Origin of the sequence: Bifidobacterium sp. M0404 (genome assembly GCF_016101415.1) — a bacterium.
Classification (GTDB): domain Bacteria; phylum Actinomycetota; class Actinomycetes; order Actinomycetales; family Bifidobacteriaceae; genus Bombiscardovia; species Bombiscardovia polysaccharolytica.
The window spans coordinates 22,303-34,259 of the sequence record NZ_JACFQP010000003.1; the positions used below are offsets into that span (position 1 = coordinate 22,303).

An 11,957-nucleotide genomic window follows, 5' to 3' on the forward strand; every position below is an offset into this window, starting at 1 on the left:
TGCAACACCACCCCAATGAATCAGAGCTCGCTGCCGTACCACTGCTCAATCATGTACCTGGCCACACTGGCCGCCTGGGGTATGCGCAACCGGCCCGAGGCCAGAGCAGCCCCGAATTCCTCCCGTGTGAACCAGTTGGCCTCATCGGTCTCCTCACCGTCCACTCGGATATTCGTATTCAGGGATCTGGCTCTGAAAGCCACCATCAGCGATGAGGGGAAGGGCCAGGGCTGGGAGCCCAGATACCGCATCTCGCCCAGGTTCAGGCCCACCTCTTCCATGGTCTCCCGTCGGACTGCATGCTCCAGATTCTCCCCAGCCTCGACGAATCCTGCAGTGACCGAGCGAAAGCCAGGAGCCCACTTCCGGTTGTGCTGGAGCAGAAGCCGATCGCGACCGTCCACAACGGCCATGATCACTGCAGGCTCAATGCGGGGAAAGAGCGTGTGTTTGTCCCCTGATGCATTCCCTTGGCAAATCTGAGCCCATCCGGCCTGGCAAGGATGGACCGGTGCACCACATCGAGGGCAGAAGACCTGGCGTTCATGCCATATGGACAGAGCGACCGCACAGGTTGCCAGGCCCACCTGACGCGGACGGCCATGTGGGGCATACTCACGCAGGGCAAGCCAGTCAAAGCGCTGATCCGCAGCCTGAGCCAGGTCACGAAGGGGGGCTTGGACAGCCCGACGTGCGCAGGCAAGATCCAGATCCAGGGCCAGCCAGGCCTGCTGGCCGGCCTTACCCAGGTAGTAGCAGGGCGGCTCGGACTGGTCCGTCGAGCCCGCCAAAGGACCTCGCAAATATGCAGCGGGCAGGGTGGCCAGACGGATGCTGGCCCCAGTTCGGCCGGCCAGAACCCCCTTGCCCCTGGGCACAGCCACCCTGTCGCCCCGCACCAGGATGACCCCAGTGCCGTCCTGGTCCAGCAGGCGGTCAAGCAGCCCGGGCTGCTGCCGAGACGCCGTGTCATAATCCACATCCCCCTGAGCCAAGGGCAGGAAGGGCAGGGGTCCAGTAAGTGCCAGCGGGGAGAAGACCGTCCCGGAATCGCTCATGACTGCCTCCCCGCGCGACGAACCAGGTTCAGCAAGGCGGCGGCCACCTGATCCGGATGCTCGACGGCGCTGAAGTGTCCGCAGTCGTCAATGGCGGTAAAAGTAACGTCGGTTCCGGCCTGACGCATGGTCTGAGCCAGCGGCTCCATGGTGCTTGGAGGGCTGGAAGGATCGCAGCGGCCGCTGACCAGGGCCACGGGCACCGTGATGCGGCCGGCCAGATCGCTCTGATCCGGGCGGCCTGCAGCCATCCGCTCCCGCCAGGCGATGCCCCGGGGATCCTGGGACTGTATCCATTCGGTCATGGTCCGCACGAAGGCTGGCGAACGCTTGACCGTGGAATCGCCCTCCTGGGGCCTGGCGAAGTGCATGACCGGATCAAGCGTCCCCTCCACCTCACAGGTTCGGGCGATCCGCAGCCGGTTGGCACGGGAGGCCGGACGGTCAGCCATCATGGTGGTGTCACATAGGGCAAGCCCGGCCACCATCTGCGGATGAAGCCTGGCTACGGCCTCGACCAAATAGCCTCCCATGGAAAGTCCGACCCAGATGGCCTTCTGCGCTCCCGTGGCGGCGATCATGCCCACAAAGGCTTGAGCCATGGCATCCAATGCGCCGGGAAGGGCGCCATCGGAATCTTCCGGACCACAGGAAGCCGGCCCAGGCAGGGGGGATTCGCCTGCTCCCGGCATATCCGGAGCATAGACAGAGAAGGGGGTCATACCCGCACGATCCGCTTGAGCAATCAGCGAGGCCGCGCACCGATCCCACATGTGGTGGTCCACAGGGAAAGCATGGACCAGGACCAGCGGCAGCCCCTCCCCACGACGATATACGGTATTGGCAATAGTCATGCCCGCCTCCGAGGATTCGCGATTCACAGTGCACCGGCCCAGGTCAGGGCGCCCATCAGCACCTTGCCATGCCCGCCGGGCATCTGGCTCATGAAGGACTCCAGCATGTCCCCCTTGGGATCGATCCACTCCACATCCAGGGTCTCGTCCTGGGGCTTGCAGTCCCCGGCCACCGGCACCAGGTAGCACAGCGCGATGGCATGCTGGCGCGGATCGTAGTACTCCGAAACCCCTGGCGTGGGGAAAAACTCAGCCACGGTGAAAGGCTGGGGGCTGGCAGGCAGCATGGGCAAAGCCAGCTGTCCAAGATCCTTGGCGATGTTTCTGGCCAGAGCCTCCCTGATGGTCTCGTGATAGAGAATCCGTCCGGTGATCAGGGTGCGCTCGATGTTGCCCTGATCATCCACGCGCAGAAGGGTACCCACCTGTGTGACTGCACTCATGTCATCCACACGAACCGGAACTACCTCCACATAGGGCATGGGCAGGCAGCGCCGAGCACGGTCGATGGAGTCACGATCCAGCCATCCGGGGGGATTCGAGCCCGAAAAACCCCGGTTGAAATCCTCAGGGGTGATGTGTGAGAAGGCGCCACGGTCGCGATCGGCATCGAAGTCGTCATCATCGGGAATCTCGTCGTTCAGCACTGGCATGGCTCCATTATCCGCACCAGGCTTGACCGCCCACGGGACCCCGGCGGACATCTCCACCCAGAGCATATTCGGGCGCTTTTTCCAGCCTTGATGGAATGCTGATGATTGAAAGCGGTTGCTAAGCACGGGAGCTTCCCGCGCGACAGTCAAACGACTTCAAGGAGCGTTATCATGGCCACCACGACTATTACTTCGGAAAACTTCGAACAAACCATCAAGGACAACGACCTGGTGCTGATTGACTTCTGGGCCACCTGGTGCGGACCCTGCAAGGCCTTCGGCCCCATCTTCGAGAAGGCTTCGCAGGCCAACTCCGACATCGTCTTCGGTAAGGTGGACATCGACCAGAACCAGGATCTGGCTGCAGCTGCCGACATCCAAGCGGTGCCCACGCTGATGATCACCAAGCAGGGCCAGATTATCTTCAAGCAGGCCGGTGCGCTCAGGTCTTCGGATCTGGACGACCTGATCGACCAGGCACGCAAGGCCGATCTGTCAACCCCGGCACAGGCCTGAGTCGGTCGAGTTGGCTCCACGGCCGATTTGCACTAAAGTAGTGATGTGTTTGTCCAGTGACCCTTTCGGTCTTACCGGAAGCATGAGGTCGATAGGAAGCGTTAAGTCGACTGATCACTGAGGATCTGTCGGTCCAACAGAGGAGAGTAATGGCGAACCACCGTAGAGGACGGATGAGTGCGGTCAAGGCTCTGACCAAGCGTCAGTGGCTGCGGCTGGCTGCCGGTGTCACTGTTCTCGGCATGGTCGTTGGCGCAGGCTTCGTCTCGCGCGACTTCTACACATCCACTGAAAACTCGGCCAAGTCAGGCGTAACATCCTATTCTGCCACTCAAGATGCAAACACGGTGTCCCGCGGCAGCACCAGGCAGGCCATCCGCAACGGTGCGGGCGGCGCTAACGCGAACACCTCCTATGTGAGTGTGCAGATCAACGGGAAGAACAAGGTGGTCCTGGGCACTGGCTTCACCGATGTCAAATCCGTGCTGGAGGCCGGGGACATCACTCTGCAGCCTGGAGACCAGATCACACCCTCTCTGACCACTCGTGTCGATGAGAAGACCGTCATCCGCATCGACCGGGCCGGCGCCCAGGTCAAAACGGACGAGTCGCCCATCCCCTTCAACACCATTGAAGAGAAGACCGACTCCCTCCCGGCGGGGACCACCAAGGTCAAGACGGAGGGACAGAACGGAGTCATGGAGACCACCAGCCTGGTCACCGCAGCCGGCAACAAGCATCTGACCAGCAACATCTTCGCCTCCTTCGTCAAGACGGTCCCCGTCGACAAGGTGGTCCTGGTGGGCACCGGCGGTGGCACCCCCGCACAGGCCGGCTCGACCACCACTACAGTCCCTGTGGGCGAAGCCCAAAGCATCGCCCACGGTCTGGTCACCTCCCGCGGCTGGGGAGAAGACCAGTTCACCTGCCTGGTGCAGCTGTGGAATAAGGAGTCCGGCTGGCGAACCAACGCATCCAACCCATCAGGCGCTTATGGCATTCCTCAGGCATTGCCCGGCAGCAAGATGGCCTCGGCCGGTCCCAACTGGCAGACTGATGCTCATACCCAGATTGTTTGGGGCCTGGGCTATATCCAGGGCCGTTATGGGACTCCCTGTGGTGCTTGGGCTCAATCCCAGGCATCCAACTGGTACTGATCCATTTTCCTACCACCTGAACCAGGAATCCCCGACAGACTTCTCATAGTCTGCCGGGGATTTTCTATATAGGGCAATCTATACAGGGCCACCAATCATCCCGTCATTTTGATTATCCGTTTTGGACTTGAGCGCAATGTTTGCTCACCACAAGATCAGCAGTATGGTAGACAACAACCAGGATTTATTAAACCAGAACCCTTGGTCGGCCATGCGACGCAGATCATTCGCTCCCTTGTCAAGATGCCTCCTATCAACCGGGTATCTTTTTGTCGTCTTCGGAGCAGAAACGGGACTGTCCTCGCACCAGCCGTTAGGCCCGCGCCGAGAAACCGAGACACCATTTTGAAGCTCAATGTGACTTCGCAACCCATAAAAATGGCGCTATACCCCCCCCTTAATCCATCCTGGCTCCCACCTTTTCAGGGGGGGGGGGGGAACGGGACGAGGGATATCAGCTTGCTTTATAACAGGATTGCCAGTTGAAGCCACTCAACCAGATCACGGACCAGTGGGGCCTCGCCATTACACCTGCGGCGAGGCCCCACTGCTGTCTTGTTGTTTATTTTCTCTCAGTCTCCCCTAGCCAGCAGTTCGCCAAGACCGAATCCTGCACAACTTGGATAGACCTGGAATTCGAAAACCTTGTTCTAGAGGACAGCCTGAAGCACGAAGTCCAGGATGAAGAGGGCCGAGACCGCCCAGATGATGGGGTGGACCTCCCTGCCCTTGCGCTTGCAGACCATGGTCAGGCAGTAGGTGATGAAACCGGCGGCCACGCCATAGGAGATGGAGTAGGCAAAGCCCATGAAGATGGCCGTGAAGAAGGCCGGAATGGCCTCAGACAGTTCGCCCCACTCAATCTCGGCGAAGGAGCTCATCATCATGCAGCCCACAATGACCAGAACGGGTGCGGTGGCCGCCGATGGCACAGCCGAAATCAGCGGAGCGAAGACGGCGCTGAGTGCAAAGCAGGCGGCGATGACCACCGAGGTCAGTCCGGTTCGGCCACCAGCTGCAATGCCCGCTGCAGACTCCACATAGGTAGTTGTGTTGGAGGTGCCGAAGAGAGCGCCGATGGAGGTTGCGGTGGCATCGGCGAACAGGGCCTTGTCCATCTTGGAGCTGAAACCACGACCGGTTTCCAGAGCCTGCTCGTCTTCGGCGGAGAAGATGCCTGAGCGCCGGCCGGTGCCCACAAATGTACCGATGGTGTCGAAGGTGTCCGAAAGGGAGAAGGCGAAGATGGTCACCAGAACCACTGGCAGCTTGGCCGGGTCAGAGAAGAGAGCCGGGAAGCCCTCCGGACGGAAAATGGCCAGGAAGGTCTGCGGCAGCTGCGACCAGGCCTGGCCCAGATCGACCGACTTGGCCATGTTGGTGACCCCCATGGGGATGCCCAGCAGCGTGACCACGATGATGGCTATGACGAAGGCGCCCTTGTTGATGAAAGCCAAGTGGCCTTTGAACTTGAAAATCAGGAGGAAGATGGTCAGCAACAGGCCGATGACGAAGAGAACGACCCCAGGAGTGTTAAAGGTGGTCAGGCCAGGGTTGGCTCCTGCCGCCGAGGTCTTGTCGGGGGCGAACTTGATGATGCCCACATTGAGCAGACCCACATAGGCGATGAAGACGCCGATGCCGCCGCCGATGGCGTGTTGGAGCAGGGGTGGAATGGCCTGGATGATCATCTTGCGCAGCTTGGTGGCCGTGACCAGGATGTTGATAAGGCCGCACAGGAACACCATGCACATGGTCTGTTGCCAGGTGAAGCCCAGCCCTTTGACCACAGTGAAGGTGAAGAAGGCATTCAGTCCAACTCCTGGCGCCACGCCGTAGGGGACGTTGGCCACCAGCGCCATGATCAGGGTGCCGATGATGGCAGCAATCAGAGTGGCGAGAAAGACGGCACCCCAGGGCATGCCCGCCGTGGAAAGCACCGAGGGATTGACCACGATGATATAGGCCATGGCGAAGAAGGTGGTGATGCCTGCTACCACTTCCGTAGAGACTGTGGTATTATTATCCGAAAGCCGAAATAGCTTATGCATATTCGATTCCTTATTGTCTTATTTGGCGATGAGACAAGAGAAGAATATCACGAGCACTCGGCTTTTTCTGTTACAAGTTCCCTCTATTGAGCTCCAATACCGCCGCTGAACTTTCCGCCCACCTATAATCGGCATACAGGCATGGCCCTGAAGCCGTTCCACATGGGGATACTTGATGGGCACGCCGCTTTTGAGGAGGGGTATATGGCCAGGAACAATCATTGGGACCAGGACGATCAGAAGCAGTATCAGCATGTGCACGACAGCGAAGTCGATCGTGGACAGGATGAGCGCGTTGCCGAGCGGATTGCAGCAGCCACGGTCAACAAGCAGCGCACCCGCGAGGGCCGCACCCTGCGTCAGGAGCAGGAGCGCCGCGACCAGGGCGAGAACGATAAGAAAACCAACAAGAAGGACTGAATCCTCAGAGGGTGCCCATCAGCAGATGCGCCAAGACCATGAGCACCGCACCGATCACCGCAGTCAGGGCCAGGGTGAATCCCGCCAGTCGGGCGTTGCCAAGAACCTTGTCAGTGAACATGGTGGCGAAAACCGCCGTCGGAGCCAGGCAGCACAAGGCCACTGCCTGACGGATCAACGGTTCAAAGGGAAGCAGATACCATGCGGCCGCCGCGAACAGGATGCCGAAGGGCAGGCGCCAGGCCAGAATCTGCAATACGGACTTGACATCATCCCGTCCGCCGGGCAAGTCCATGAGCATGCCCACCATAAGCATGGAGCAGAAGGCGTTGGCCGCCGAGAATGGACGGGTGATCTGGGCCGACCAGTCCGGCAGCGAAATCCCGGCCAGCATGAAGACCACCATGACCATGTAGGTGTCGAAGGAGGGCGAGCTCAGGAAGCCCTTGGCTATTGAGATGGCTGCGGCCTTGCGATGGAGTTTACGGGCATCAGGGTCATCCAGCTTGACTGGCTCGCCTGCATTGGGATCCAGGGACTGGCCAGGTCGAATATGAAGAAGCCCCTGGGTCATGACGTTGGTCCCTGCAGAGACCATGACCGAGTTGCCGATGTCGAACATGGCGGCGGGCACCAGGGCCGCCGTGCCAAGCAGCGACTGAAGCATGGGGAAGCAGAAGCATCCGATGTTGAAACCCGACCCGTTGAGCATAAGAAAAGCCCGCTGGGCCGTATGACGATGCCTGCTGGTCAGAAAGATGGCCAGGGGCGGAATCAGCGAGGCAACGAAGGCAAAGGCCGAGACCAGAAGCAGGCTGGGATTGTGGGGGTTGGTGGCGAAGGAGTAGATGATGGCCCCGGGCAGGACCAGATCGAACACAATGGTCTGCAGCACCCGGTAGTCCAGCGGACGAAAGAGGCCCAGACGCTTGAACAGGTAGCCCACCAGGATGATGCCCAAGAGGGTGGCCGGTTCCAGCAATACTCCCATGCCGTCGCTCCTTCCGCGGATGCCGGAACCATGATACCTGACGGTTGGGTGCGCGGACCGGTTCTGTCTCAGCCGAAGCGGCCGGAGATGTAGCGCTCGGTGTCCTGCTCGTGCGGATTGGAGAAGATGGTGGTGGTGTCATCCATCTCCACCAGGTGGCCGGGCTGACCCACGGCTTTGAGGTTGAAGAAGGCTGTATAGTCCGAGACCCTGGCAGCCTGCTGCATGTTATGGGTGACGATGACGATGGTGTAGTCCCTTTTGAGCTCGTTGATCAGATCCTCCACAGCCAGGGTGGAGATGGGATCCAGGGCCGAGCAGGGTTCGTCCATGAGCAGGACCTGTGGGTGCACGGCCACGGCACGTGCAATGCAGAGCCGCTGCTGCTGACCGCCTGAGAGCCCGATGCCTGGCTTGTCCAAGCGATCCTTGACCTCGTTCCAAAGATTGGCACCACGCAGGGCCCACTCCACCAGATCGTCCGCGTCGGACTTGGCGATGTGCTTCTTGTTGAGTCGTATGCCGGCCAGGACGTTCTCCCGGATGGACATGGTCGGGAAGGGATTGGCCCTCTGGAAGACCATGCCCACGTCCCGCCGTACCTCGACCGGATCCACATCCGGCCCATAGAGGTCGCGGCCTTCCAGCAGCACCTGCCCTCTCACATGCGCACCCGGGGTGATCTCGTGCATGCGGTCCAGGGTGCGCAGGACCGTGGACTTGCCGCAGCCGGAGGGACCGATGAAGGCGGTGACCTTGTTGGCCTGGATGCGCATGTTCACGTCCTGGACGGCCAGGAAGTCGCCGTAGTAGACGTTGAGGTGGTTGATGTCTATGCGTTGGCCCATGTTCCGGCCTCCGTTTCTCTCATGGCGCTGCTCAACGCGTCCGCCCAACAGCAAAGATGCGCGAGACCAGCCGCCCCAGCAGGTTGAGCAGCAGGACGATAAGGATAAGCACCAAGGCCGCAGCCCAGGCCCGCTGCATGTGGATGTCGGTCAGGCATCCCGGGTCAGCGCCTGGCCCGCAGACGGCCAGCCCCTGGGAATACTCGTTGTAGACGAAGACCGGCAGGGTGGTCATCCTCCCGGAGAAGAGGTTGGGGTTGGTGGTGGCGATGAAGCCCGAGGCTATCAGCAGGGGCGCCGTCTCCCCGATGACCCGTGCCACAGCCAGGATGGTGCCCGAAACGATGCCAGGCAACGCCGTGCGCAGAACAATACTGGTGATGGTCCGCTGCTTGGTCACCCCCAGGGCATAGGCCGCCTCTCGCAGGTCGTTGGGAACCACGGCCAGCATATCCTCGGAGGTCTTGACCACCGTGGGCAGCATGAGCAGGGAGAGGGCCACCGAACCGGCCAGCCCGTTGACGGTGCCTGGCCCAACCACTAGAGCGAACATGGAGAAGGCGAAGAGACCAGCCACGATGGAGGGAATTCCGCTCATCACGTCCACCATGAGACCGATGGCCTTGGCCAGGCGGCCTCCATGGGCGTATTCGACCAGATAAACCGCGCACATGACACCCACCGGAATGGATATGACCATGGATCCAAAGGTGATCTCCAGGGTGCCGATTACCGCATGCAGAATACCGCCGTAGCCTCCGGACGGCGTGGGGTTGCCACCCACCACCCCGCTCATGTTGTGGGTAAGGAAGTCGGGTGTCAGCCGTCGCACCCCCTTGGACAGGCTGACCCAGAGCACCGAGACCAGCGGGATCAAGGCAACCAGGAAGGAGAGCCCGATCAGGACGGTCATCAGCCGGTCCTTGCGCTTGCGTGCCCGGATGGAGGACCTGGTTGGCCTGAAGCGGTCAAAGTCGATGACCGGTCCGCGATCAGTTCGGCTTGCCATCATGCACCCGCCTTTGCTGTGATCCTGCGCGCCAGATAATTGACGATGAAGGTGATGATGAAGAGGACCAGACCGGTGGCCACCAGGAGGGCCACGCCCTGGGAGTCCGCCTCGGGGAACTGGGCAGCGATGTTGGCGGCGATGGTCTGGCTTTTTGAAGCCTGCAGCAGCCGCAGGGAGTAGCTGAAGCCTGGCGAGAGGATCATCAGCACCGCCATGGTCTCGCCCAGGGCGCGACCCAGCCCCAGCATGGAGGCCGAAATGATGCCTGAGCGGCCGAAGGGCAGGACCGCAAGCCGGATCATCTCCCACTTGGTGGCGCCTAAGGCCAAAGCGGCCTCCTGCTGCAGCCGAGGGGCCTGAATCAGGATGTCACGGGTGACCGAGGTGATGATGGGCAGGATCATAACCGCCAGCACCAGGGCCACCGTGGCCACGGACCGGGCCGGGGCTGCAACAGGTCCGGAAAAGAGTGGAATCCATCCCAAATGGACAGACAGCCAACGCCAGAAGCCGGTGATATTGGGAACCAGGACCAGAGCCCCCCAGAGCCCGTAAATCACTGAGGGCACGGCGGCCAGCAGGTCAATCACCGTGCTGAGCAGCGTGGACAGGCGGGTGGGGGCGTAGTAGCCGATGAAGAGAGCGATGCCCAGGGAGACGGGGAAAGCCAAGAGCAAGGCCAGGCCGGCAATCAGAATGGTGCCGAAAACCAGCGGACCCACATAGCCCAGGAAGCTGCTCGCCCGTCCACCGCTAAGGGAAATTATGGCCTGGGTGCGGGAATCAGGGTCTCCGGTGAAGGCCGGAAAAGCGCGCAGAATCAGAAAGAGGGTGACCGCAGCCAGGGCCAGCAGGATCAGGATGCCTGCCCCGGTGGCACAGGCCTTGAAGATCCGATCCACCCGTTTGGCCTTATTCAGGGTTGCGGTCTCGTCCGGTTTGTCGCTCATGACTTCCCCCCGATGGTCTCTACCGAGGCCATGGCCTGGCTGCGCAGCCCTTGCCCCAGCTCAGCGCTACCCGCATTGGCCGCTGCCATGCGCTGACCCTGCTCGCTCAGCAGATAGGTTAGCCAGGCCTTGGCGAACTGGGCCTTGGATCCGTCCCGATCATCTCGATAGACAGCACATACCACGTCGTAGGAGACCAGGACAATCGGATAGGTGTGCTCACGGGTGGTGCGGTGGTTCACGGTCAGGACCACCCTGCCAGGCTGACTGGCCTGAGGATCCCGCTGGGCCGCATCCAGCAGGTTGGCCACGGTCTTGGCTGTAGGCGGCTGCCAGGTCTTCCCCACTTGGACGGCCACGGTGCCTAAACCGGTGGTCTGGGCCGCGTCAGCATAGCCAAAGGTACCCTGTGCCTGGTTCATGGTCATGACCACTCCGGCAGTGCCCTTGGCGCCCTGCCCCAGGTCGTTGGGCCAATTCTCACCCGCTGGGTAAGGCCAGGCGGACCCGGCCGTGTCGTGCAGGTAGGACAGGAAGCTTTTCGTGGTGCCCGACTTGTCCGAACGATGAATCACGGTGATGTCCAAGTCGGGCAAATTGGCTCCCGGATTGAGCGCTGCGATGCTCGGATCACGCCAGTTGGTGACCTTTCCGGAGAAGATCATGGCAATCAGAGCCGGGTCCATCCGCAGATGGCCATCTGAACCCTTGGGCCACAAATCAGGCAGATTGTAGGCCACAGCAATCGGGGTGGCGTAAACGGGCAGGTCAAAGGCCGTACCGGAATCGCAGACCTTATGCGAGCGCTCAAGCTGATCGCTGGTCAGCGGCGCATCGGTGCCGGCCCAGATGGTCGAACCCGACAGGAAGGCGTTGACCCCAGCACCGGAACCTGCCGGATCGTAAGAAATGCGCGCCCCAGGATGCTGCTTGCGGAAGCCGGCTATCCAGGCCTCATCAGCGCTCTGCTGGGAGGATGCGCCAGATCCGGCGAACTCGCCCTGGAAGAGGGCCTGATCTGCATTATTGCCTGTTCCGCCGCCATCGACGGGGACATTGTCGCCGCAGGCCGCCAGGGAAATCATCATTGCCAAGGACATGAGGAGGGCCGGGAATCTGCCACGACCATGATCATGTGCGTGCATGCTACCTACCTTGACCGCCGTTGCATTTCGAACGTCCGTCCTCATCAGCCCGTGTTGGACCCTTCCGTATTCACATTACCGAAGCTCGCCTCACACAGCATACTGGAAACGCTGACCGCCGGACAAGGTCGCCACATCCGCGTCAGCCATGTGGAAAAACCCAATCACAATCCACAGCCGGGTATATTATAAGGTCATTGTCAGACGCTTAGCTCTCTTGTTCTTTTCTTAGTGTCACCGGTATCGGTATGCCCTGATTTGCTTTCTAGGACGGCACCGCGGGGAGCGGTATGCGCAGTGAG

The 11,957-nt window shown here is 60.9% G+C and carries 12 protein-coding genes; 3 read left to right on the forward strand and 9 right to left on the reverse strand.

Annotated elements, in window-relative coordinates; translation table 11 throughout:
• Positions 1 to 20: 20 nt before the first annotated feature.
• Genes nudC through H3T93_RS06960 form a run of 3 tightly spaced genes read right to left on the reverse strand, consistent with a single transcriptional unit; the run spans position 21 to position 2,565 of the window.
• On the reverse strand, positions 21 to 1,058 hold the full coding sequence (gene nudC, locus H3T93_RS06950; RefSeq protein WP_144178021.1) for an NAD(+) diphosphatase: 1,038 nt from the start codon (positions 1,056 to 1,058) through the stop codon (positions 21 to 23).
• Entirely contained in the window at positions 1,055 to 1,912 is an 858-nt protein-coding gene (locus H3T93_RS06955; RefSeq protein ID WP_144178022.1) for an alpha/beta fold hydrolase, read from the reverse strand. Before H3T93_RS06955 ends, nudC begins: the two co-directional genes overlap by 4 nt.
• Positions 1,913 to 1,935: 23 nt before the next feature.
• On the reverse strand, positions 1,936 to 2,565 hold the full coding sequence (locus H3T93_RS06960; protein WP_144178023.1) for an NUDIX hydrolase family protein: 630 nt from the start codon (positions 2,563 to 2,565) through the stop codon (positions 1,936 to 1,938).
• A 171-nt stretch (positions 2,566 to 2,736) separates the two neighbouring features.
• Here H3T93_RS06960 and trxA point away from each other — a divergent pair, with 171 nt between their 5' ends.
• Complete coding sequence (gene trxA, locus H3T93_RS06965; RefSeq protein WP_110412466.1) at positions 2,737 to 3,081, forward strand: thioredoxin; 345 nt, start codon at positions 2,737 to 2,739, stop codon at positions 3,079 to 3,081.
• Between the two features lie 149 nt (positions 3,082 to 3,230).
• Positions 3,231 to 4,238 (forward strand): G5 domain-containing protein, encoded by a 1,008-nt coding sequence (locus H3T93_RS06970; RefSeq protein ID WP_144178025.1) that lies wholly within the window; start codon positions 3,231 to 3,233, stop codon positions 4,236 to 4,238.
• Positions 4,239 to 4,888: 650 nt separating this feature from the next.
• On the opposite strand, the gene H3T93_RS06975 is transcribed toward H3T93_RS06970, so the two are convergent.
• Positions 4,889 to 6,289 (reverse strand): NCS2 family permease, encoded by a 1,401-nt coding sequence (locus H3T93_RS06975; protein WP_144178026.1) that lies wholly within the window; start codon positions 6,287 to 6,289, stop codon positions 4,889 to 4,891.
• A 204-nt stretch (positions 6,290 to 6,493) separates the two neighbouring features.
• Between H3T93_RS06975 and H3T93_RS06980 the strand changes: the two genes are divergently transcribed.
• Positions 6,494 to 6,709: a hypothetical protein gene (locus H3T93_RS06980; RefSeq protein WP_144178028.1), complete on the forward strand. Its 216-nt coding sequence runs from the start codon at positions 6,494 to 6,496 to the stop codon at positions 6,707 to 6,709.
• A gap of 4 nt (positions 6,710 to 6,713) precedes the next feature.
• On the opposite strand, the gene H3T93_RS06985 is transcribed toward H3T93_RS06980, so the two are convergent.
• The 5 genes from H3T93_RS06985 to H3T93_RS07005 all read right to left on the reverse strand — a co-directional run bounded on the left by H3T93_RS06985 (position 6,714) and on the right by H3T93_RS07005 (position 11,655).
• Positions 6,714 to 7,700 (reverse strand): AEC family transporter, encoded by a 987-nt coding sequence (locus H3T93_RS06985; protein ID WP_144178030.1) that lies wholly within the window; start codon positions 7,698 to 7,700, stop codon positions 6,714 to 6,716.
• A 68-nt stretch (positions 7,701 to 7,768) separates the two neighbouring features.
• Positions 7,769 to 8,548, reverse strand: a complete 780-nt coding sequence (gene pstB / locus H3T93_RS06990; protein ID WP_144178032.1) for a phosphate ABC transporter ATP-binding protein PstB — start codon at positions 8,546 to 8,548, stop codon at positions 7,769 to 7,771.
• Between the two features lie 31 nt (positions 8,549 to 8,579).
• A complete protein-coding gene (gene pstA, locus H3T93_RS06995) occupies positions 8,580 to 9,560 on the reverse strand; it encodes a phosphate ABC transporter permease PstA (RefSeq protein ID WP_110424896.1) in 981 nt (326 codons plus the stop codon).
• Positions 9,557 to 10,510 (reverse strand): phosphate ABC transporter permease subunit PstC, encoded by a 954-nt coding sequence (gene pstC / locus H3T93_RS07000; RefSeq protein WP_144178034.1) that lies wholly within the window; start codon positions 10,508 to 10,510, stop codon positions 9,557 to 9,559. The genes pstA and pstC overlap by 4 nt, the downstream gene beginning before the upstream one ends.
• Positions 10,507 to 11,655 carry a phosphate ABC transporter substrate-binding protein PstS gene (locus H3T93_RS07005; RefSeq protein ID WP_144178036.1) on the reverse strand — a complete coding sequence of 383 codons (1,149 nt, stop codon included), beginning with the start codon at positions 11,653 to 11,655 and terminating at the stop codon, positions 10,507 to 10,509. Before H3T93_RS07005 ends, pstC begins: the two co-directional genes overlap by 4 nt.
• Positions 11,656 to 11,957: the final 302 nt, after the last annotated feature.